Source organism: Sphingomonas sp. Y38-1Y, assembly GCF_032391395.1.
Lineage (GTDB): Bacteria > Pseudomonadota > Alphaproteobacteria > Sphingomonadales > Sphingomonadaceae > Sphingomonas.
Map to the genome: position 1 here is coordinate 1,934,509 of NZ_CP135916.1, position 21,978 is coordinate 1,956,486.

General features: G+C 69.7%; 21 protein-coding genes. 8 read left to right on the forward strand and 13 right to left on the reverse strand.

All coding sequences use genetic code 11. The features are described 5' to 3' along the window. Positions 1–31 precede the first annotated feature (31 nt). The gene (locus RS883_RS09275; RefSeq protein WP_315759921.1) at positions 32–472 is read left to right on the forward strand and encodes a DMT family transporter; all 441 of its coding nucleotides are present in this window, start codon (positions 32–34) and stop codon (positions 470–472) included. A 3-nt stretch (positions 473–475) separates the two neighbouring features. On the opposite strand, the gene RS883_RS09280 is transcribed toward RS883_RS09275, so the two are convergent. Further along, a complete protein-coding gene (locus RS883_RS09280; protein ID WP_315759922.1) occupies positions 476–796 on the reverse strand; it encodes a PilZ domain-containing protein in 321 nt (106 codons plus the stop codon). Positions 797–885: 89 nt separating this feature from the next. Further along, positions 886–2,115 (reverse strand): tyrosine--tRNA ligase, encoded by a 1,230-nt coding sequence (gene tyrS / locus RS883_RS09285; protein ID WP_315759923.1) that lies wholly within the window; start codon positions 2,113–2,115, stop codon positions 886–888. A gap of 119 nt (positions 2,116–2,234) precedes the next feature. Here tyrS and RS883_RS09290 point away from each other — a divergent pair, with 119 nt between their 5' ends. Genes RS883_RS09290 through RS883_RS09305 form a run of 4 tightly spaced genes read left to right on the forward strand, consistent with a single transcriptional unit; the run spans position 2,235 to position 6,921 of the window. Then, the gene (locus RS883_RS09290) at positions 2,235–3,299 is read left to right on the forward strand and encodes an anhydro-N-acetylmuramic acid kinase (RefSeq protein ID WP_315759924.1); all 1,065 of its coding nucleotides are present in this window, start codon (positions 2,235–2,237) and stop codon (positions 3,297–3,299) included. Further along, positions 3,296–4,468, forward strand: a complete 1,173-nt coding sequence (locus tag RS883_RS09295; RefSeq protein WP_315759925.1) for a hypothetical protein — start codon at positions 3,296–3,298, stop codon at positions 4,466–4,468. Before RS883_RS09290 ends, RS883_RS09295 begins: the two co-directional genes overlap by 4 nt. Positions 4,469–4,498: 30 nt before the next feature. Then, a complete protein-coding gene (locus RS883_RS09300; RefSeq protein ID WP_315759926.1) occupies positions 4,499–5,581 on the forward strand; it encodes a hypothetical protein in 1,083 nt (360 codons plus the stop codon). Further along, positions 5,578–6,921: a HAMP domain-containing sensor histidine kinase gene (locus RS883_RS09305; RefSeq protein ID WP_315759927.1), complete on the forward strand. Its 1,344-nt coding sequence runs from the start codon at positions 5,578–5,580 to the stop codon at positions 6,919–6,921. The genes RS883_RS09300 and RS883_RS09305 overlap by 4 nt, the downstream gene beginning before the upstream one ends. A gap of 109 nt (positions 6,922–7,030) precedes the next feature. Here RS883_RS09305 and RS883_RS09310 read toward each other — a convergent pair whose 3' ends face one another. The 3 genes from RS883_RS09310 to gltX are packed head-to-tail and all read right to left on the reverse strand — an operon-like array spanning position 7,031 to position 9,990. Beyond that, positions 7,031–7,231, reverse strand: a complete 201-nt coding sequence (locus tag RS883_RS09310; protein WP_315759928.1) for a hypothetical protein — start codon at positions 7,229–7,231, stop codon at positions 7,031–7,033. Between the two features lie 10 nt (positions 7,232–7,241). Further along, complete coding sequence (locus RS883_RS09315; protein ID WP_315759929.1) at positions 7,242–8,525, reverse strand: citrate synthase; 1,284 nt, start codon at positions 8,523–8,525, stop codon at positions 7,242–7,244. Between the two features lie 13 nt (positions 8,526–8,538). Next, entirely contained in the window at positions 8,539–9,990 is a 1,452-nt protein-coding gene (gene gltX, locus RS883_RS09320) for a glutamate--tRNA ligase (RefSeq protein ID WP_315759930.1), read from the reverse strand. A gap of 71 nt (positions 9,991–10,061) precedes the next feature. Here gltX and RS883_RS09325 point away from each other — a divergent pair, with 71 nt between their 5' ends. Together RS883_RS09325 and bla are read left to right on the forward strand one after the other, a co-directional pair. Then, the gene (locus tag RS883_RS09325) at positions 10,062–12,197 is read left to right on the forward strand and encodes a ComEC/Rec2 family competence protein (protein WP_315759931.1); all 2,136 of its coding nucleotides are present in this window, start codon (positions 10,062–10,064) and stop codon (positions 12,195–12,197) included. Then, entirely contained in the window at positions 12,194–13,060 is an 867-nt protein-coding gene (gene bla / locus RS883_RS09330; RefSeq protein WP_315759932.1) for a subclass B3 metallo-beta-lactamase, read from the forward strand. The genes RS883_RS09325 and bla overlap by 4 nt, the downstream gene beginning before the upstream one ends. A gap of 34 nt (positions 13,061–13,094) precedes the next feature. On the opposite strand, the gene lexA is transcribed toward bla, so the two are convergent. Genes lexA through RS883_RS09360 form a run of 6 tightly spaced genes read right to left on the reverse strand, consistent with a single transcriptional unit; the run spans position 13,095 to position 17,858 of the window. Further along, a complete protein-coding gene (gene lexA / locus RS883_RS09335) occupies positions 13,095–13,766 on the reverse strand; it encodes a transcriptional repressor LexA (protein WP_315759933.1) in 672 nt (223 codons plus the stop codon). A 55-nt stretch (positions 13,767–13,821) separates the two neighbouring features. Then, positions 13,822–15,003 carry a gephyrin-like molybdotransferase Glp gene (gene glp, locus RS883_RS09340; RefSeq protein WP_315759934.1) on the reverse strand — a complete coding sequence of 394 codons (1,182 nt, stop codon included), beginning with the start codon at positions 15,001–15,003 and terminating at the stop codon, positions 13,822–13,824. Then, positions 15,003–15,476 (reverse strand): cyclic pyranopterin monophosphate synthase MoaC, encoded by a 474-nt coding sequence (moaC, locus tag RS883_RS09345; RefSeq protein ID WP_315759935.1) that lies wholly within the window; start codon positions 15,474–15,476, stop codon positions 15,003–15,005. The genes glp and moaC overlap by 1 nt, the downstream gene beginning before the upstream one ends. Then, positions 15,473–16,261 (reverse strand): indole-3-glycerol phosphate synthase TrpC, encoded by a 789-nt coding sequence (gene trpC, locus RS883_RS09350; protein ID WP_315759936.1) that lies wholly within the window; start codon positions 16,259–16,261, stop codon positions 15,473–15,475. Before trpC ends, moaC begins: the two co-directional genes overlap by 4 nt. Beyond that, positions 16,258–17,253 carry an anthranilate phosphoribosyltransferase gene (trpD, locus tag RS883_RS09355; protein ID WP_315759937.1) on the reverse strand — a complete coding sequence of 332 codons (996 nt, stop codon included), beginning with the start codon at positions 17,251–17,253 and terminating at the stop codon, positions 16,258–16,260. Before trpD ends, trpC begins: the two co-directional genes overlap by 4 nt. Further along, positions 17,250–17,858 carry an aminodeoxychorismate/anthranilate synthase component II gene (locus RS883_RS09360; protein WP_315759938.1) on the reverse strand — a complete coding sequence of 203 codons (609 nt, stop codon included), beginning with the start codon at positions 17,856–17,858 and terminating at the stop codon, positions 17,250–17,252. The genes trpD and RS883_RS09360 overlap by 4 nt, the downstream gene beginning before the upstream one ends. 80 nt (positions 17,859–17,938) lie before the next feature. On the opposite strand from RS883_RS09360, the gene RS883_RS09365 reads away from it, so the two are divergent. Continuing rightward, entirely contained in the window at positions 17,939–18,367 is a 429-nt protein-coding gene (locus tag RS883_RS09365) for a hypothetical protein (RefSeq protein ID WP_315759939.1), read from the forward strand. 102 nt (positions 18,368–18,469) lie between these two features. Here the strand turns inward: RS883_RS09365 and RS883_RS09370 are convergent, their stop codons facing one another. Together RS883_RS09370 and RS883_RS09375 are read right to left on the reverse strand one after the other, a co-directional pair. Then, positions 18,470–19,966 (reverse strand): anthranilate synthase component I family protein, encoded by a 1,497-nt coding sequence (locus RS883_RS09370; protein ID WP_315759940.1) that lies wholly within the window; start codon positions 19,964–19,966, stop codon positions 18,470–18,472. Continuing rightward, positions 19,963–21,909: a peptidylprolyl isomerase gene (locus RS883_RS09375; protein WP_315759941.1), complete on the reverse strand. Its 1,947-nt coding sequence runs from the start codon at positions 21,907–21,909 to the stop codon at positions 19,963–19,965. The genes RS883_RS09370 and RS883_RS09375 overlap by 4 nt, the downstream gene beginning before the upstream one ends. Positions 21,910–21,978: the final 69 nt, after the last annotated feature.

Genomic DNA, 21,978 nt, shown 5'->3' on the forward strand with positions numbered 1-21,978 from the left:
GGTGGCGAACTGATCCGCTAGCGCCGCCGCCATGAACGCGCTCGTCCCCATTCTTGCCGCGCTGCTCGCCGGTGTCGGGCTCGCCACGCAGTCGCCGACCAATGCGGCGCTGGGGCGGTCAATCGGGTCGGTGACGCTCGCGGCGCTCGTTTCGTTCGCCGTGGGCACGGTGATCCTGATCGCGGCATGGTTGAGCTTCGACCGCACCCCGCTTGCGGCCTTGCGCGGTGCCAGGCCGTGGATGCTCGTCGGCGGCGCGTACGGAGCGTATTTCGTCGCGGCGGCGGCGTTTGCGGCGCCGCGGCTGGGCCTGGCGTCTATGCTGACGATCATGATCGCCAGCCAGTTGCTGACGGCACTCGTCATCGATCATTTCGGTCTCATCGGCCTGCCGCGCGCACCGATCAGCTGGGTCAAGGTCGCGGGCGTGCTGATCGTGCTCGGCGGCGTCATCCTCGTCCGCCGCGGCTGAGGCTCAGCGGCGGAGCACCGTCGCCAGCAGATCGTAATAGCTTGCGCGGTCGAGCCCACTGTCGAAGCGGCAGCCGAGCCGCCCGTCGATCGACCAACGCACTTCTGCCGCGATCGCACCGACGATGGGGAGCGTCACGCGAATGCGATCGCCCTCGCGCAGCCTCGCCTCGGACCTCGCCATCAAGCCGTGTGGCGAGAGGTTGACGATAAGAAGCGGGAGCGCGCGCGCGTCGGGACCGAAGGCGCGCACCGGCAGCTCGACCTCGTCGCGCCACTCGGCCCTGCCGTCCGCCAATGCTTGCTGCGCGCCTGAATAGGCCACGTTGTCACCCCCGTTACCCCGGCCGCCACCATCGCATGGACGCCGTCAACGGCGCGGAAAAGAAGCTGGTTTACGGGCGGTTAGGCGACTCAGCCGCGCGTCAGCATCCCGTGATGCTTCTTGCCGGATGAAATGCGCAGGCCGGCCTCGCCGACCTCGATCACCATCGTCTCGTCCTCAACCTTCGCACCATCAACGCGTGCGCCTCCACCCTTGATGAGGCGGCGGGCCTCGCCCTTCGACGCGGCGAAGCCGAGCGCGACCAGCGCGTCGACGATGCCGATCGATCCGCCGGGCACCGCATGGGTGGGCAGTGCCTCTCCAGCGGCGCCCTCTTCGAAGGTCTTGCGCGCGGTCTCGGCGGCGAGCACGGCGGCGTCGCGGCCGCGGCACATCGCCGTTGCCTCGTCGGCCAGGATCTTCTTGGCCTCGTTGATCTCGGCGCCGCCCAGCGCCTCCAGCCGCGCGATCTCGTCCAGCGGCAGGTCGGTGAAGAGGCGGAGGAACCGGCCAACATCGGCGTCGTGCGTGTTCCGCCAGAACTGCCAATAGTCATAGGCGGGCAGCGCGTCCTCGTTCAGCCAGACCGCGCCCGACATCGTCTTGCCCATTTTGCCGCCATCGGCCGTTGTGATGAGCGGGGTGGTGACGCCATACACCTCCTGCCGGTCGACACGCCGGGTCAGCTCGATCCCGTTGACGATGTTCCCCCACTGGTCCGAGCCACCCATCTGGAGCCGCACGCCCAGCCGCCGCGACAGCTCGCGAAAGTCATAGGCCTGGAGGATCATGTAGTTGAATTCGAGGAAGGAGAGCGACTGCTCGCGGTCGAGCCGCAGCTTGACCGAATCGAAGCTCAGCATCCGGTTGACCGAAAAATGCTGGCCGATGTCGCGCAGGAACGGGATGTATTCCAGCTGGTCGAGCCAGTCGGCGTTGTCGACCATCACCGCATCGCTCGGGCCATCGCCGAAGGTGAGGAAGCGCTCGAACACCGTCTTGATCGACGCGACGTTGCCCGCGATCACTTCGTCGGTCATCAGCTTGCGCGCTTCGTCCTTGAAGCTTGGATCACCGATCTTGCCGGTGCCGCCGCCCATCAGCACGACGGGCTTGTGCCCCGTCTGCTGCATCCGACGGAGCAGCATGATCTGGACGAGACTGCCGACGTGCAGCGACGGCGCGGTCGGATCGAAGCCGATATAGCCCGGCACCACCTGCTTTTCGGCCAGCGCGTCGAGCGCGGCGGCGTCGGTGACCTGGTGGATATAGCCGCGCGCCGACAGCGTGCGAAGAAGATCGGATCGGTATTCGCTCATGATGCGCGCGCCGATAGCATGAAATCGTGCCCGCGCGAGGGGGGACGTCTCGACTTCGCCGGGTGACGGGGTAGAGGAAGGCGATGGACAGGGGCGCGTGCGTGCGGGCGATCGGATTGATGTCGGGCACTTCGCTCGACGCGATCGATGCCGCGCTGATCGAAACCGATGGCGAGGGGCAGGCAAAGGCGCTCGGCTTCCTCGCCAGCGACTGGAGTGACGCCGACCGCGCGCTGCTGATGGCGGCGACCGAGCGCGCGTTGGCGATGGCCGCGCCGGGACGCGATCCGATCATCGACGAGGCACAGCGGCGGATCGACGTCGCCCATGCGGAGGCGGTCACCGCGCTGCTGGAGAAGACCGGCGCGGACGAAGTCGCGGTCGTCGGCTTTCATGGTCAGACGATCGCGCACCGGCCCGATCGCGGCTGGACGTGGCAGCTGGGCGATGGCGCGGTGCTGGCGGCGATGACGGGGATCGACGTGGTCGCCGATTTCCGCAACGCCGATGTGGCGGCGGGCGGGCAGGGGGCACCGCTGCTCCCGGTCTATCACCGCGCTCTGACCGCGGGGCTCGAGGGACCGGTGGCGGTGCTCAACCTGGGCGGCGTCGCGAACATCACCTTCATCGATGGCGAGACGCTGGTCGCATTCGATACCGGGCCGGCCAACGGCCTGGTCGACAGCTGGCTGGCGGAAACGCGCGGGGAGCGCTTCGATGCGGACGGCGCGCTGGCGGCGGCGGGGCGGGTGGACGAAGCGGTGCTGACCGCGATGCTCGACCACCCCTTCTTCGACGAGGCGCCGCCCAAGTCGCTCGACCGCAACGACTTCACCATCCAGCCCGCGCGCGGCCTGTCGCCAGAGGATGGCGCGGCGACGCTGACCGCCTTCACCGCGCAATCGGTGGCGGAGGCGCTGCGCCAGTTGCCCGCGCGGCCGCGGCGGCTGATCGTGGCGGGCGGCGGGCGGCGCAATCCGACGATGATGGCGATGATCGCCGAGCGGACGGGCCTGTCGCCGGAACCCACCGATGCGCTCGGCTGGAACGGCGACGCGCTGGAGGCGGAGGGCTTTGCCTATATGGCGGTGCGATCGCTCAAGGGGCTGCCGATCAGCTTCCCTGGCACCACCGGCGCGCCGCGGCCGATGGCGGGCGGCACGCCCCACCGGGCGCGCGCATGATCGCGGGCCTCATCTTCGCGACCGAGGCGGCCGAGGACCGTGCCGAGGCGCTGGCGGCGACGCTGCCGTTCGGCGGCATGACGCTGATCGAGTATCAGGCGCGGCTGCTGATCGGCTGCGGTGCGGGTCAGCTGATGATCGCGGTCGCCCGCGTGACGCCGGCGTTGCTGGCGGCGGTCAATCGCATCGCTCGTCGCGGCGTCACGATCGATGTCGTCCGCTCGGCCGAGGAAGCCGCAGCCAAGGCGCATCCGCTCGCCAGCATCGTCGTCGTCGCCGATTCGCTCGTCACCACCGATCAGGCGATGCGCGCCATCGCCTTTGCCCAGCCCGACACGCTGATGGTGACGAGTGAGGCGACGACCGCCGCGGTCGAGCGTGTCGATGCCGACCATGTCTGGGCCGGCCTTGCCGCGTTGTCCGCCGCCCGGCTCAAGGAAATCGCCGGCATGCCGCGCGAATATGACTTTCAGTCGACGCTGCTGCGGGTCGTCGTCGCGGGCGGCGCGGCGCACCTTCAGCTACCCGCCGCCGCCAAGCGCGCCGGGCACGGCGTCGAGCGGCAGTCGGGCGCGCTTGCCAGCCGCGGCAATGCGGTGCTCGCGGCGCTGGCCAACGGGCGGACGGGGTGGCCCGATCGATTCGTGTTCACGCCGATCTCGCGCTTCGCCTTGCCGCGGCTGGCGGCCAAGGGCGTGCCGCATTGGGCCGCACCTGCCGCGGCCGGCGTGCTGACGCTGGGCGGGCTGGTCGCGACCTGGTGGGGCAGCACAGGTGTGGGCGTCCTCCTTGCGGTGCTCGGCATCGCTTCGCTGTCGACGGGGTCGCTGCTGAGCTGGCTGCGCGGAGACGACCGGCGAGCGATCGCACAGGAGGCGGCGATCGCCGCCATTGCTGCGCTCGCGGTACTGATGACGGGCGTGGCCGCGAGCGTCGGGGATGTCAGCGCGACGCCGCTGCTGCTCGCGATCATCGGCATCGCCGCGGCGGCGATGGTCGAGCGGAGCCGCGCGCGGGCCGGCTGGTGGTGGGGCAGCCCGGCGGGTTATCCGCTGATCCTGGCGCCGTTCGCACTGGCGGGCTTTGCCTGGGCGGGGCTGGGGGTCGTCGCCGCTTACGCGATGGCAAGCTTGGCCGCGGCCGTAGAAAGCCTGCGCGGCAAGGCTTAGCGGCTCTTTAACGACAGTCGGGATAGGCCCATGCCGATGTCGCTCGATCCGGCCGACCTGCGCGATGGCGAATCCGTCGACGCCGCTACCCTGCTGGCCCGCGCCGGCGGGGCGGAGGCGCGTCTGCGCCGCTCGCGCGTCCATGCAGTCCGTGACCTCCTGCTGCCCGATGCCGCGCGGCTGGACGACCGACGGCGCGCGTCGCTTCGCACGCTGATTCGCGCGATCGTCGGCACGATCGGCGCCGATATCCATGACCATGCCGCGCGCCGGCTGACCGATCGCGGCGAAAGCGCGGGCGCACGGGCGCTGGCGCGGGTCGAGGCGCGGCACATCCTGCCGCCGGTCGAGCGGCGGCTGGGCGAGGAGATGACCGTCGCGACCGACCTGATCGAGCGGGTGACGCTCGACCTGATCGGTGAAGGATTGCCGAGCGGCCTGGTCGAGGCGTCGGCCTCACCGTTTCAGGGCACTCGTACGCTTGAGCAGCGGGCCGCGGCGCTACGTCAGGCGGAGAGTCGTCGCCTCAGCCCGCCCGATCAACCGCCCTATGCCACCGACCTGCCCGCCGAGAGCCAGGCGCACTTCACCTGGTGGATCGCCGCCGCGATCGCACAGGCGGCGCGCCCGCCGCTGATCGACGCACAGGCCGCGGTCGAGCGCGCATTGGCAGAGGGCGCAGAACACTCGCTGGCGCAGGCGGACGAGGGCGAGCGCCTGGAAGCCGCGGCGATCCGCCTGGCTGCCGTCGCCGACCTTCGTGGATCGGCCCTGGCCGGCGCGATCGATCATTGCCTGGCCGAGCGGCGCATCGTCCTGCTTGCGGCCTTGCTGGCGCATGCCGGTGGCACCACGTTCGAGGTTGTGCGAGCGCTGATCGCGGAGCCCGCCGACCCGCGGCTGTGGCTGCTGCTGCGCGCGATCGAACTGCCGCGTGAACAGGTGGCGCGGCTGGGCTATGCGCTGAGCGAGGCCGACCATCGCCGCGACGTCGAGCGCTTTGCCGATCATCTGGACACCTTAATGGCTTTGTCCCAGGCCGATGCCGTCGCCGCGGTCGCGCCGCTCCGGCTGCCCGCGGCGTTCCGCGCGGCGATGGGGGACGATCGATGAACCCGCCGGATACCGCCACCGCGCGGATCGATGCCGAGGGCGTGCTGGTCGCGGCCGACGGGCGGCTGGCGATCATCAATGCCGCGGCGGGGGGCGGCGACGGGCAACCACTCGCGCTGCCGCCGATCGCGTCGCTGGCGCGGCTCTCACGGCGGCTGGGTATCGTCATTGCGCGGCCTGTCACGATCGCCGATGGCGACGAGGATGTCGGGCTCTGGGTGCGCGCCGTGCCCGCCGATGGCGGCACGCGGATCGAGGTGAGCGGCTGGCGCCCCCGCGACGCGGCACCCCCTCCGATCGAGGGCGAAGCCGACCCCTTTGATGCCGCCGAAGCGCAGTTCGTCTGGGAGAGCGATGCGGCGATGCTGCTGACCGCGGCATCGGGCGACCTCGCCCCCGCATTGATCGGTCAGCCGCTGACGCGCGTGTTCGACCTTTCGGCGGACGAGGCGCTGGTGCCGCTGCTCGCCGCGGCCGCAAATCGAACCAGTTTCGCCGATCAGCCCGCCCGGCTGGCGAGCGACGCCCGCGCGGTTCGGCTGAGCGCGCGTGCGCGGCTGGACGCCGGCGGCGGGTTCGCGGGGTTCGCCGGCACCGGCCGGTTTGCTGAGGACGTTTCGCCTGAGCCCTCCGCGCAACCGGCGGCATTCGGCGACCAGTTCGCCGAGCGGCTCGACCGCGCGCTCCGTACCCCGCTCCAGCGCATTGTCGCGCATGCCGATTCGATCGGTGCACAGGCGGACGGCCCGGTGCGCGCCGAATATGTCGATTACGCGCAGGATATCGCCAGCGCCGCGCGCCACCTGATGGGTCTGGTCGACGACCTCGTCGACTTGTCGGCGATCGAGCGCGCTGACTTCCATGTCGAGGTCGAGCCGATTGACCTGGCCGACGTTACGCGCCGCGCAGCGGGGCTGTTGTCGGTGCGCGCCGCCAATGCGGAGGTGCGGATCGACCGCCCGGCATTGGGCGAGACGCTGCCCGCGATCGGTGAATTTCGCCGTGCGCTCCAGATCCTGGTCAACCTGATCGGCAACGCGGTGCGCTACAGCCCGCGCAGCGGATCGGTGTGGCTGCGGCTGGACCGCGAGGGTGCGACCGTGTCGGTGACGGTCGCCGACCAGGGCCGCGGCATCGCGTACGAGGATCAGGCGCGCATTTTCGACAAGTTCGGCCGAGTCGATCCCACCGAGCCGGGCGGCAACGGCCTGGGTCTCTACATCGCCCGGCGCCTCGCGCGCGCGATGGGCGGCGACGTGAGCGTCGAAAGCGAGCCGGGGCAGGGTGCACGATTCACGCTGACGCTGCCGACCGACCCCAACTCCGTTCGTCCTGAGTAGCCGCCGAGCGCAGTCGAGGTGGCATATCGAGGGACCGCCACGGATGCTTCGATATGCGACTTCGACAAGCTCAGCCGCTACTCAGCACGAACGGCTTGGAGGAGCATTCTCAGCGTAGCCGCCGCCCCAGCAGGATCAGAAACAACCCGACCACCGACACCGCGGACCCGACCGTCACCCAGACCGAATCGCCGATCATGAAGCTGGACGAGGGCCAACGGATGATGCCGATGCCCTGGAGCATCCAGAAGATGCCGAGCAATGCGACGGCCAGGCCGAGTGCCGAAAGGATCGAGCGCAGCCGCCGCATCGCCTGGGCCTCAGCGCTGGTCGACGGGGACGTAGTCGCGCTGCGTCGGCCCGGTATAGAGCTGGCGCGGACGACCAATCTTCTGCTCTGGATCCGAGATCATCTCGTTCCACTGCGCGACCCAGCCGACCGTGCGGGCAAGCGCGAATAGCGCGGTGAACATCGTCGTCGGGAAGCCGATCGCCGACAGGATCACGCCCGAATAGAAGTCGACGTTCGGGAACAGCTTCTTCTCGACGAAATAATCGTCCTTGAGCGCGATTTCCTCGAGCCGAAGCGCGGTCTCGAACACCGGGTCGCTGACCTTGAGCGACTCGAACACCTCGCGGACGGTCTGCTGCATCACCGTCGCGCGCGGGTCGTAGTTCTTGTACACGCGGTGACCGAAGCCCATCAGGCGGAACGGGTCGTTCTTGTCCTTCGCGCGGGCGATATATTCCGGGATCTTCTCGGGCGTGCCGATCTCGCGCAGCATGTTGAGCGCGGCTTCGTTGGCGCCGCCATGCGCCGGACCCCACAGGCAGGCGATGCCCGCCGCGATGCACGCGAACGGATTGGCACCCGACGACCCGGCCAGACGGACGGTCGAGGTCGACGCGTTCTGCTCATGATCGGCGTGCAGGATGAAGATGCGATCCAGCGCCTTCTCGACGACCGGATTGACCTCATAGGGCTCGGCCGGAACGCCGAAGGTCATGCGCAGGAAGTTGCCCGTGTAGGACAGCGAGTTGTCGGGATAGAGGAAGGGCTGTCCGATCGAATATTTGTGCGCCATCGCCGCGATCGTCGGCATCTTGGCGATCAGCCGGTGGCTTGCGATCATCCGCTGGTGCGGATCGGCGATGTCGGTCGAATCGTGATAAAAGGCCGACAGCGCGCCGACCACGCCGCACATCACCGCCATCGGGTGCGCGTCGCGGCGGAACCCGCGATAGAATTGCGCCAGCTGCTCGTGCAGCATCGTGTGCCGGCTGATCGTGTAGGTGAACTTGTCGAGTTCGTCCTTCGACGGCAGCTCGTGGTTGAGCAGGAGGTAGGCGACCTCCATGAAGCTCGACTGCTCGGCAAGCTGACCGATCGGATAGCCGCGATGGAGCAGCACGCCCTCGTCACCGTCGATGTAGGTCAGGCCCGAATCGCAGCTGGCGGTCGAGGTAAAGCCTGGGTCGTAGGTGAACATGCCCGACTGGGCGTAGTATTTGCGGATGTCCACGACGTCCGGCCCGACGCTGCCCTGCCTGACGAAATAGTCCTTGTCCCCGATCTTGATCGTCTGGCCGGTGGTGTCGCTCATACGCGTGTCCTTCCTATCGGTCGGCCGTAACGGCCATCTGGTCGGCGATGCGTGCCAGGCTCTCGGCGCGGCCGAGCAGGACCAGCACATCGAAGATGCCGGGGGACGTCCGGCGCCCGGTCAAGGCGGCGCGCAGCGGCTGTGCCGCCGCGCCCAGCTTGATCCCGCGCGCGTCCGCTACCCCGCGTACCGCCGCTTCGAGCGCCTCCGTATCCCAGTGCGGCAGTGCGTCAAGAGCAGTGTGCAACGCAGCAAGAACCTCGCGGTTCACGCCTTCGAGCAGCGGGACGGCATCCTCGTCCACCGAAAGCGGCCGAACCGCAAACAGGAATCCGGCGCCGCCGGCCAGTTCGTTGAGGTTGGCGGCGCGCAGCTTCAATACCGGCATCGCGGTTTCGATAGCCGCCCGCTCCTCGGCACCGACGCCCAGCCGCTCGGCCACGAGCTCCGCCAATCGGGCATTGTCCGCAGCGCGGATATAGAGCCCATTGAGGTTCTCGAGCTTCTTCTGGTCGAAACGCGACGGTGACTTGCCGACGCCGGCCAGGTCGAACCACTCGATCGCCTGCTCGCGCGAGATGATCTCGTCGTCCCCATGCCCCCAGCCGAGGCGCAGGAGATAGTTGTTCAGCGCCTCCGGCAGGATGCCGAGTTCGTCGCGATACGCCTCGACACCCAGCGCGCCGTGCCGCTTCGACAGCTTCGCGCCGTCCGATCCGTGGATCAGCGGAATGTGCGCATAGATCGGGTCGGGCCAGCCGCCCTCGACCGCGTCCATCGCGCGGATCAGCGCGAGCTGGCGAAAGGCATTGTTGAGATGGTCGTCGCCGCGGATGACGTGGGTGACGCCCATGTCGTGGTCGTCGACGACCACCGCGAGCATGTAGGTCGGTGTGCCATCGGACCGGAGCAGCACGAAATCGTCGAGCTCGGCATTGGCGACCGTCACCGCGCCCTGCACGCGATCCTCGATCGTGACGCTGCCCTCGGTCGGCGCCTTGAGCCGGACCACATAGGGCGCGCCCTCGGGTGCTTCCTGCGGCGAACGATCGCGCCAGCGGCCATCGTATCGCATCGGCTTGCCGGCGGCGCGCTGGCTTTCGCGCAGGGCGGTCAGCTCTTCCGGCGTCGCATAGCATTTATACGCGTGCCCCGCTTCGAGGAGGCGATGCGCCACCTCGGCATGGCGGTCGGCGCGGGCGAACTGGAACACGGCCTTGCCGTCCCAGTCGAGGCCTAGCCAGCGCATCCCGTCGAGGATCGCGTCGATCGCCGGCTGCGTCGAACGCGCCCGATCGGTATCCTCGATGCGAAGCAGGAACTTGCCGCCATGGTGGCGCGCATACAGCCAGTTGAACAGCGCGGTGCGCGCGCCGCCGATGTGGAGGAACCCGGTGGGCGACGGCGCAAAACGGGTCACGACGGCGGCGTTCGGATCGGCGGGGTGATGATCGGTTGCGCCCAAGCGCGCTTGCTCCCACAAGATGAAAGGTGATGGCTTTCTGGCCCGGCCGCGCCCCTAGCACGCACCCCGGCATGCTTCAAATCGGGGCATGGCGGCCGCGCTTCAACCCGCGGAAATCGATCGAGGCCTGGCTGGAGGCCGAGCGCGACCAATTGCCCTTGTGGCTGCCGGTGGCGCTGGGCGGCGGAATGGCGGCGTGGCTCATACTGCCCGCACGCGGGCAATGGATCGCGTTCATACTGGGGATGACGGCGATCGCCGCGGCGGCGCTGGCGAGCGGGCGCGGCGGCCGGCTGGCGCGGGTGATCGCGATCGGCGGGCTGGCGATGGCGATCGGATGCACGCTGATCTGGTGGCGGGCCGAGCGCGTCGCTGCACCGATTCTGTCCAGGCCTACGATCGTCGAGATGACGGCGCGGATCGAGGCGACCGACCGGCAACCTGCGCGTGGGATCGTGCGGCTGACGCTGGCGCCGGGACGAGACGATCTGCCGCCACGGGTTCGGGTCAATGTCGACGAAAAGGTTCTGCCCGCAGGTGCGGTGCCGGGCGCATCGGTGCGGCTGCGTGCCCGGCTGATGCCGCCCGCACCGCCTGCGGTTCCCGGCGCCTACGACTTCGCGCGCGTTGCGTGGTTTGCGCAGCTCGGCGCCACCGGCCGGGTGCTCGGGCCGGTGACGATCGTCGGCGCGCCGCCGGTCGCGGCCGAGGCGATGCGCACACGGCTGACGCGGCATATTCAGTCGCGTGTTGCGGGCAGCGCCGGCGGGATCGCCGCCGCGCTCGTCACAGGGGATCGGGGCGCGATCGCACCCGACGATGACGAGGCGATGCGGCGCTCGGGCCTTGCGCATCTCCTGTCGGTGAGCGGCCTGCACGTGACTGCCGTGGTGGGTGCGACGATGCTGGTCGTGCTTCGATTGCTGGCGCTGATCCCGGGCCTCGCGCTGCGCGTCCGTCTTCCCGTCGTTGCCGCGTTGGCGGCAGCAGCGGTGGCGGCCTTCTACACGTGGCTGACGGGGGCGGAGGTGCCGACGATCCGCTCGCTGATCGCCGCGCTGATCGTGCTGGCGGCGCTGGCGCTCGGGCGGGAGGCGATCACGCTTCGGCTCGTCGCGGCGGGCGCGTTGATCGTGCTGGCGCTCTGGCCCGAGGCGGTCGCGTCGGCAAGCTTTCAGCTCAGCTTCGCCGCGGTGACCGCGATCGTCGCGCTACATGAGCATCCGGCCGCACGCCGCTGGTTCGGCCCGCGCGAGGAGCGCTGGCCGCTTCGCTTCGTCCGCGGCCTGGGCTCGCTGCTGCTGACCGGGCTCGTCATCGAACTTGCGCTGATGCCGATCGGCCTGTTCCACTTCCACAAGGCGGGGCTCTATGGCTCGGCCGCCAATCTCGTCGCGATCCCGCTCACCACCTTTGTCGTGATGCCCGCCGAGGCGCTGGCGCTGGCGCTCGATGCCGTCGGCCTTGGCGCGCCGGTGTGGTGGGTGGTCGATCGGGCGTTGTCGCTGCTGCTGTGGCTGGCGAACACCGTGGCTGCGGCCCCCGGGTCGGTCGCCGCGCTGCCGACGATGCCGCCGGGGACCTATGCGCTCGTCATCGGCGGCGGGCTGTGGGTCGCCTTGTGGCGGACGCGGTGGCGCTGGCTGGGCGTGCTGCCGTTCGCGGTGGGCATGACGATGGCGCTCGCGGCGCCCGCGCCCGACCTGATCGTCACCGGCGATGGTCGCCACGTCGCGTTCCGGACGAGCGACGGCGCGATGCGGGTGCTGCGAGAGCGTGCCGGCGACTATGTGCGCGGCGTCCTTGGTGAAGCGGCGGGGATCGACGGCGAACTTGGCGCGATCGATGACGCCAGGGACGCGACCTGCACCGCGGATGCCTGTCATACGGTCATCGAGGCGGGCGGGCGGCGCTGGCAGGTGGCGGCGACGCGGAGTGGCTATCTGCTGCCGATTCGGGAGATGCTCGAACTTTGCCGGACGAGCGACATCGTCGTCAGCGACCGGCGGCTGCCACGCGGATGCGATCCGCGCTGGTTGCGGCTTGACCGGCAGATGCTGGCGAAGACCGGCGGCATGTCGATCGATCTCGATCGAGCGACCGTGGCGCGCGTGATCAGCGCGGGCGATCACCCATGGCTCAGCCCAGCCGGCGTGGCGCCGCCGCGCTTGCCGCGGGCGCCGCGAAACGGCACGCAGGTCAAATGATCCGCATTCTCCTCCTGGCCGCCACCGTGACGCTCGCGCCGCAATCGTCCGAGCACGCCCGCCAGCGCGCCGAGTGGAACCGGCCTCAGGCGCCGTTCCGCATCGCCGGCAACCTCTATTATGTGGGAACGAGCGAGCTTGCCGCCTATCTGGTCACCGATCCCAAGGGCCATGTCCTGATCGACGGCGCGCTGGCCGAAAGCGCGCCGCAGATCGAGCGCAACGTCGCCGCGCTCGGCTTTCGCATGCGCGACGTCAGGCGACTGCTCATCAACCACGCGCACTGGGATCACGCCGACGGCCTGGCAGCGCTCAAGGCTGCCAGCGGCGCGCCGCTTTGGGCCAGCGCCGCTGACCAGCGGACGCTAGAGACTGGCCGCGCGACCGATCGCAGCGACATGACGCCGTTCGCGCCGGTGAAGGTCGATCATGTGCTCAAGGATGGTGAGGTCGTGGCGGTTGGCGCGACGCGGATCACGACCCTGGCGACGCCGGGGCATACGCCCGGATGCACGAGTTTTCGGTTGACCGTGCGCGACCCGAAGATCGGGCGTGGCCGGCCCCTAGACGTCCTCCTTGCATGCAGTTTGACCGTCGCGGGCCAGCCTTTGGTCGGCAATCGCCGCTACCCGACCGCAGCGGCGGATTTCCGACGGAGCCTGGACCGGCTTGCCCCGCTTCGGCCCGATATCTTCGTCAACTTCCACGCGAGCGGCTTCGACCTCGCCGAGAAGCGCGCGCGGCAAGTGAAAGGTAATGCCGGCGCCTTCGTCGATCGCGGCGAGTGGCCACGCCGCCAGGTCGTCATGCGCCGCGCGTTCGAAACGGAATTTGCCCGGCAACGAGCCGGCGGCAAGCCTTAGGCAGAACCCCGACGGAGGACCGGTCGTCGCCGGCTCAGTAGCGCCGGAGCAGCCCTGCGAGCTTGCCCTGCACGCGCACCTGATCTGGGTGATAGCGCTGCGGATCGTAGCTCGCATTCGCGGGATCGAGACGGACCAGCGCGCCTTCCTTGCGGAAATATTTCAGCGTCGCCTCGTGCTCGTCGATGAGCGCGACGACGATCTCGCCGTCGCGAGCCACGTCTTGGCGACGGATCAGCGCATAGTCGCCGTCGAGGATGCCCGCCTCGACCATCGAGTCGCCCGATACCTCCAGCGCATAATGCTCGCCCGCGCCGAGCAACGCGGCGGGCACGGGGAGCATCGTCGCGCCCTCCATCGCCTCGATCGGAACGCCGGCGGCGATCCGGCCATGGAGCGGGATCTCGATCACGTCGTTGGCCGGGACTGGAAGCGTCGGGGCGGCGGACGCCGTCGTCGTGGCAGCCGGCTTGGGCTTGGTCGCGACCTTCGCCTCCGGCATCTTCAGCACTTCGAGCGCGCGCGCGCGATTGGGCAGGCGGCGTAGGAAGCCGCGCTCCTCGAGCGCGCTGATCAGGCGGTGGACGCCAGACTTGGACTTGAGCTCCAGCGCGTCCTTCATTTCTTCGAACGACGGCGAAACGCCGGTCTCGGCCAGACGATCGGAAATGAAGCAGATGAGTTCGTGCTGCTTGCGCGTGAGCATCGCACCTCTCCCCAAGGAACAGACGCCGAACGTTTATGCATTGTTCCCCTTGCTGTCAAGCAAGGTCGAGGATGCGTACCGAGTCGCCCACGCTCGCCGGCGGGGCGTGCGGATCGCGATGGACGAGGCAATCGGCGCGCGCGAGCGTGCGGAGCATCGAGCTGTCCTGGATCGCCGCGACATGGACGCGGCCGTCGATCCGGCGCGCGCGAAGATAGTCGGTCCGCTCACCATTGGCGGGGAGCGCCTCGCCCAGCACCGCCTCGCCGAGCGTCGGCAGTGGGTCGGCCGCGCCCGAAAGATGCGCGACCAGCGGGCGGACGAACAGCGTTGCGGTGACGAAGGCGGAGACGGGATTGCCGGGCAGGCCGACGACGACGCCATCGCCGATCCTGCCCGCCAGCATCGGCTTGCCCGGTCGCAAGGCCACGCGCCAGAAGTCGATCGAGGCGCCCGCGGCCTCCAGCGCAGGCCGCACCAGGTCATGGTCGCCGACCGAGGCGCCGCCGGTGGTGACGAGGATGTCAGCTTCCGCCCCGGCGAACGCATCGCGGAGGGCCTCCAATCGATCGGGGAGGATGCCGAGGTCGATGACGTCGACGGGCAGGTCGGCGAGCAATGCCGACAGCATGACGCCATTGCTCTCGGGCAGTTCGCCGTCGCCCACCGTGGCACCGGCGGGGCGTAGCTCGTCCCCGGTCGCGGCGATCGCGATGCGCACGCGGCGTCGGACGGGAAGCGCGGCGTGCCCGCCGACCGCGGCCAGCGCGATCCGTGCAGGCGTCAGGCGCTCCCCGGCGTCGACCAGCACGTCGCCTTCGTCGAAGTCGAGGCCGGCGCGGCGGACGTTGCGGCCCGGATTGCCGGGCCCTTCACCGTCGAGGTGGATCCGTTTGCCGTCTGCGCGCGCTTCCTCCTGCACGAGCACGCAATCGGCGCCGGCGGGCATCGCCGCGCCGGTGAATATACGGACGGTCTCACCCGGCCCGAGCGAACCAACATAGGGTCGGCCGGCGGCGCTCTCGCCGATCAGGTCGAATGGGCCGGGCAGGTCGGTGTGCGCGATCGCATAGCCGTCCATCGCGGACAGGTTGCGCGACGGCTGCGTACGTAGCGCCGCGATCGGCTCCGCCGCCCAGTGGCCCGCCGCCTGATGCAATGGCGCCTGCTCGATTGCGAGCGGGGATGCGAGCGCGAGCAGCCGCGCCTGCGCCTCGGCGAGCGGGAGCAGAGCCATCAGGCGGGAGCGAACCAGTCGCCGGACTTGCCGCCCGTCTTGGACAGAAGCCGAATATCCTGAACAATCATCGCCTTGTCGATCGACTTTGCCATGTCGTAGAGGGTGAGGAGCGCGGTGCTAGCGGCGACCATCGCCTCCATCTCGACGCCGGTCTGCCCTGTCGTGGCGGCGGTGGCGGTCACCGACACGCCATCGGCCTCGACGCTCAGCGACACCTCGACATTGGTCAGCGGCAAGGGATGGCAGAGCGGGATGAACTCGGCGGTGCGCTTCGCGGCCATGATGCCGGCGATGCGTGCAACGGCGAGCACGTCGCCCTTGGCGACTGCGCCGTTGCGGATCGCCTGCGCAGCGGCAGGGGACATGGTGATGCGGCCGCCGGCGACCGCGCGACGCTCGGTCGCTGGCTTGTGACCGACGTCAACCATCCGCGCCGCGCCAGTTTCGTCGAGATGGGTGAGCCCGCTCAACCGACCATCGCCCGCGTTGCCGCCTCGACATCGGTCTGGCGCATCAGTGCCTCACCGATCAGGAAGCAGCGGATGCCGTGTTCGGCCATCGCATCTAGCTCGGCGCGCGTGTTGAGCCCGCTTTCGGCGACGAAGGTGCAGCCTGCCGGGGCCGCGCCAACCAGATCATACGTCTTGTTGAAGTCGACCGAGAAGTCCTTGAGATTACGATTGTTCACGCCGATCAGCCGCGATCGCAGCCGGGCGGCGCGGTCCATCTCGGCGGCGTCGTGGACCTCGACCAGCACGTCCATGCCGCGCTCGAACGCGGCGGCCTCGATCTCCGCCATCGCACCGTCGTCGATCGCGGCGACGATGATGAGGATCGCGTCAGCCCCCATCGCGCGCGCTTCGGCCACCTGCCACGGATCGACCATGAAGTCCTTGCGCAGCACGGGCAGGTCGCACGCGGCGCGCGCGGTGACCAGATAGTCGGCATGACCCTGAAAGCCCGGCGCGTCGGTCAGCACCGACAGGCACGTCGCGCCGCCGGCCGCATAGGCGCGTGCATGCGCGGGCGGGTCGAAGTCGGCGCGGATCAGGCCCTTGGACGGGCTCGCCTTCTTGATCTCGGCGATCAGTGCGTGACGGCCCTCCGCGGCGCGGGCGTCGAGCGCTGCCTTGAACCCGCGCGGGGGAGCCTGGTTGGCGGCGCGAGCGTCCAAGTCGGCAAGGCTGGCCTTGGCGCGACGCTCCGCGACCTCGTCATATTTGCGGTCGATGATGCGGCTGAGCATGTCGCTCATACGCGGTCGATCCAGCGGCGGAGGAGCGCGGCGGCGCGTGCGCTGTCGATCGCTTCGGCGGCCTGTGCCGCGCCGTCGCCGAGCGTGTCCACGCGGCCCGCGACCATCAGCGCGGCGGCCGCATTGAGCAGCACCGCATCACGATAGGCGCCCGCGCCGCCGGCGAGCAGGTCTTTAAGCGCGTCGGCATTTTCCGGTGCTTCGCCGCCGCGGATCTTGGTCAGCGGATGGCGGGACAGGCCCGCATCCTCGGGGCTGATCGTCTCGGGCAGCGCGGCGTTGCCGACATTGGCGACGATGCTGGGACCGGCACAACTCAGCTCGTCGAGCGCGTCCTCGCCCGACACTACCGCGCCGGCGGTCGCGCCGAGCAGTTCGAGCGACTCGGCATAAAGCGGTACGTAGTCGGGCCGAGCAATTCCAACGAGTTGCCGTCCGACCCTCGCCGGATTGGCGAGCGGACCCATCAGGTTGAAGATCGTCCGCCGCCCGATCCGCCGCCGAAGTGGTGCCAGCCGCGCGAGCGACGGATGATGGTTGGCTGCGAACAGGAAGGCGATGCCGAGTTCGGACAATGTCGCCTCGGCGGCGGCGGTCGCGGCGTTGAGATCGAGGCCCAGCGCCTCCAGCGTGTCGGCGGCGCCCGCCTTTGACGAGGCGGCACGGTTGCCGTGCTTGGCGACGGGCACGCCGCACGCCGCGACGACGATCGCGACCGCGGTCGAGACGTTGAGCGTGTGATGGCCGTCGCCACCGGTGCCGCACACGTCGATCGCGTCGTCCGGCGCGACTAGGTCGATCATCCGCTCGCGTAGCGCACGCGCCGCCGCGGCAATCTCGATCGCGGTCTCGCCGCGGATCGCGAGTTCGGTCAGGAACACCTCGATCGCGGGCTCGTCGGCGCGGCCGTCGAGGATGTCGGCAAAGGCTCGCGCTGCGCTGTCGTGCGACAACGGTGTCGCCGGCTCGGGGAGCAGAGTCGTCACGGTCATGCCGCCAACCCCGTCGGCAGATGCGCCGGCATCGTCGCGGGCAGGCCCGCTGCGCGCAGGAAATTGGCGAGCATCGCATGGCCATGCTCGGTGGCGATGCTCTCGGGATGGAACTGGACGCCGTGGATTGGCAGGTCGCGGTGGCGGAAGCCCATGACGCTGGCGTCGGCCGCGGTCGCGTTCACGACCAGGTCGGACTGCACGTCGGTGACGATCAGCGAATGGTAGCGGGTCGCGGTGAAGGGCGAGGGCAGGCCCGCGAACAAGCCCGTGCCATCATGTTCGACCGGACAGGTCTTCCCGTGCATCAGTCCGCCGCGGACCACCTTGCCGCCGAAATGCTGGCCGATCGCCTGATGGCCTAGGCACACGCCGAGCAGCGGCCTGCCAAGGTCCGCACAGGCGGCGACGAGATCGAGGCTGATGCCCGCTTCGTTGGGCGTGCACGGCCCCGGCGAGATCAGGAACGCCTGCGCGCCGGTCGCGATCGCGTCGCGCGCGGTCATCACGTCGTTGCGCTCGACCCGCACCTCGACCCCCAGCTCCATCAGATAATGGACGAGGTTCCAGGTGAAGCTGTCGTAATTGTCGATGACAAGGAGCATATCGCGCATCATCTAGCCCGCGTTCAGCGCCGCGCAAGCTTGGCGGTCGAATGGAGAGGCGAACTGCCGGAGAAATGCCCATGCGCCGCTTCGTCCTCCTGCCGCTGATGCTGCTGGCCGTGCCGGGACAGGCGCAGGAGCCGCAGGCGCAGCCTCAAGCGCGTGAGCAGACCGCGTCGCGCGGCACGCCGCAGCGCATCCGTAACCTGATGCTCCGCGACGGCGAAAAATGCCCGGTGGCACAGGGCGACGAGATCGTCGTGTGCGGCCGCCTCGACCCGGATGAGCAGTATCGCATCCCGAAGGAGTTTCGGGAGGTGCCCGTGGTTGCCGGCAACCAGAGCTGGACCAATCGTGCGCAGACGCTGATGGACGTCAACCGGCCGGGCATGCCCAACAGCTGTTCGGTGGTGGGCACCGGCGGGCAGACCGGATGCAACCAGCAGCTGATCGATCAATGGTACGCGTGGAAGCGAGAGCAGCGGAGCGAAGCGGCACGGGTGCCGTGAGGAATTATCGTCACCCCGGACTTGATTCGGGGTCCCGCTACCTTGTCTGCCGTTGGAAAAGGAAGAAGCGGGATCCCGGATCAAGTCCGGGATGACGGTGGATTACTGGCCGAACCCGGCCTCGCCGGCGCGCGCGATCGCCTCTCTCGCGGCGGCGAGCAGCGCGCCGGCCTTTGCCTCGCACTCACGCTGTTCATAGGCTGGGTCGCTGTCGGCGACGATGCCGGCGCCCGCCTGGACGTGCATGACCCCGTCCTTGACGATGCCGGTGCGCAGCACGATGCACGAATCCATCGATCCGTCGGGCGAGAAATAGCCGACACCGCCGGCATAGGCGCCGCGCGCTTCCGGCTCGAGCTCGGCGATGATCTGGCAGGCGCGGACCTTGGGCGCGCCGCTGACCGTGCCGGCAGGAAAGCCCGCGAACAGCGCGTCGATCGCGTCGCGATCGGGGCGGAGCGCGCCGACGACGTTCGAGACGATGTGCATGACGTGGCTGTAGAATTCGACGGTGTAGCTGTCGGTCACGCGCACGCTGCCCGCGGTCGCCACGCGGCCGACGTCGTTGCGGCCGAGGTCGAGGAGCATCAGGTGCTCCGCGCGCTCCTTCGGGTCGGCGAGCAGACTGTCCCGGTTGGCCGCGTCCGCCTCCGGCGTCGCCCCGCGGGGACGGGTGCCGGCGATCGGCCGGATCGTGACCTCGCCATCACGCACGCGGACCAGGATCTCCGGGCTGGATCCCGTCAGCGAGAAGCCCGGCAGGTCGAGATGGTAGAGGAAGGGCGACGGATTGATGCGTCGGAGTGCGCGATAGAGCTCGATCGGCGGCAGCGGGAAGGGGGCGGTGAAGCGCTGGGCGAGCACCACCTGAAAGATGTCGCCCGCGGCGATATATTCCTTCGCCGCGGCCACCATCTCGCCATAGCGGCCGGGGGCGAGCACGGGCTGGAGCGCGGGCGCTTCTGCCTCGACCCGGACGGGCGCGGGCAGGGGGGCGCTCGCGAGGCGAGCGGCGGTCGCCTCGATCGCCTCGCACGCGCGATCGACGGCGGCAGGGCCGTGCTCGGGCCAGGCGGGGGCGACGATGAACAGCGCGTCGGCGAGCCGGTCGAAGACGAGCAGCACGCTCGGCCGTACGAACAGCATGTCGGGGACGTCGAGCGCGCGGTCCTTGGGCGCGGGCAGATTCTCGACCAGCCCGATCGTCTCATAACCGAAATAGCCAACGAGACAGGCGAGCGCACGGGGCAGCGCGGCCGGCACGTCGGCGCGGCAAGCCTCGACCAGCGAGCGTAGCGCCGCGAGGCTGTCCTCGGCACAGGGTTCGAATACGTCGCGGTTCGTCAACCAGGCACGATTGACCTCGGCCGCGGCGCCGGTCGCGCGGAAGACGAGGTCGGGGGCGAGCCCGATGAGGCTGTGCCGCCCGCGCACGGCGCCGCCCTCCACCGACTCAAGGAGGAAGTCGCCGCGGCCGGGCTCGATCAGTTTGAGCGCGGCGGCGACCGGCGTCTCGGTATCGGCGAGCTGGCGCTGCCAGAGGAGCGCCGGCCGCCCGGCGGCGAGCGCAGTGCGGGCGGCGTCTACTCCCTCGATCACTCGGCGGCCGCGCCCTGGCCGGCGAGGTCGGCCTTGAGCTTGGCGAGGGCGGCGGCGTTGCGCTTGGTGCCGATCAGCTTCTTGGCGGCGTTCGAGAACTGCTCGGCATATTCGCGGCCGACGACCGAGCCGAGGCCGGCGCGCGTCGACTGGACCGCGCCCGGGTTTTTGCTGGCATCGCCGGGCGTGATGCCGGTGACCGTCACGACGAACCAGCCGCCATTGTTGGGCGCCTCCAGCACCTTGGCGGTGCCCCGCTTCATGTTGAACATCAGCGCAACCGGCGGCGGCAGCTGGATGCGGCGCGCGGCGAGCTCGGCGCGCGAGACGTCGACCGTCTGGACCGGCGGCGCGCCGGTGGCCCCCGCGGCGCCCAGCGCCTGCTGGAGCGCGGTGCCGCGACCGACATTGGCGACGACGGCATCGGCGACGCGGCGCGCGGCCAGCTTGGCCTGTTGACGGCGCCAATCCTCGACCACGGTTGCGCGGATCGACTGGAGCGGGCGGGCGGCCGAGGGGACGATCCGGCCGAGCGCGACGATCGCAAAGCCGCCGTCCTGGCCCAGCGGCACGATCGTCGGCGCGTCGCCGTCCTGCGCGGCGAAGCCCGCCTGCATGACGGTGGCGACGCGCGGATCGGGCTGCTGTTGCGGCGCGTCGGGATTGAGCGCCTGCGCGGTGAGCGCGGGCGTCGTCTGCGCCTGGAGCTTCTGGTCGGCGATCAGCTCCTCGAACGTGGCGCCGTCGCCGATGCCGTTGTCGAGCTTCTCCTGCACCGCGACCAGCGCCTCGGCTTCCTTCTTCTTGCGCACCTCGGCGGTGAGTTCCTCACGCACCGCGGCGAAAGGGCGGCCCGCCGACTGGCTGATGCTCGCCACCTTGATGATGTGGAAGCCGAGCGGCGAACGGACCGGGCCGACCACGCCGCCCTGCGGCGCGGCAAATGCCGCCTGCGCGACGTCGGCGGCGCTCTGCGTCGCGAAGCCCGACTGCTTGACGTCGCGGATCGTCGTCGCCTCGAGACCGGCGGCACGGGCAGCGTCGGCGACCGAGGTGCCGCCCTTGACCTGCCCGGCGATCTTCGCGGCGAGCGCCTGGTCGGCGACGATCACCTGCTCCAGCGTGCGCGTGGCGGAGGGCCCGTATTTGTCGCCCGCCGCCTTGTACGCCGCCTGAAGCTCGGCATCGCTCACCTGGACGCGGCCGGCATAGGCCTCCGGCGTCACCACGGCATAGCGAACCACGCGCCGCTCGGGGACGAGGTAGCGCTGACGATTGTCGCCGTAGAAGGCGGAAAGCTGCTGATCGGTCGGGTTCGCCGCGGCATCGACGCGCGCTGGGATCAGGCCGATCTGACCCGCACGCCGCTCGAGCAGCAGGTTGGCATAGGGCTGTGCCATCTGATTGCCGACCTGCGCCGCGCCGATCGTCGGGGCGAGCAGCCACTGCGCATAGGTCTCACGCGCGATGTCGCTGCGAAGCTGCACGGGCGTGATCTGGCGCTGCGCGAGCGCGCGCTCGAAATTGGTCTGGCTGAACTTGCCGTCGAAGCCCTGGAACGCGGGGATGCTGGCGATCTGGCCGTCGACCAGTGCCTTGGACGCGACCATGCCGCTACGCTCCGCGAACTGTTCCAGGACGAGGCCGTTCTCGACGCGCGCAACCACGCTCTCGAACCCGCCCGCGGCAAGGAAGCCGGCCATGTCGAGGCCTTCCTGCTGTTGGCGGACGGCGTCGAGCGCGAGGCGAGTGCGCTGGCGCAGGTCGTTCTCGCTGACGGTGTCGCGCGCGACCTCGATCACCGAGCCGCCGCGGGTCGCGCCGCCCTGATTCAGGCCATTGATGTCGGCGACGCCGAAGCTGATCGCGATGATCGCCAGCGCGGCCAGCGTGAACAGGACGCCGAACCGCGACTTGACCACCCGGCGGAAGAAATTGAGCATCGCGTTCCGTTCGCAACCCGTGAAAAGAATGGCGCGCTTTAAGCGGCGGCGCGGGCCGCGACAAGGTTG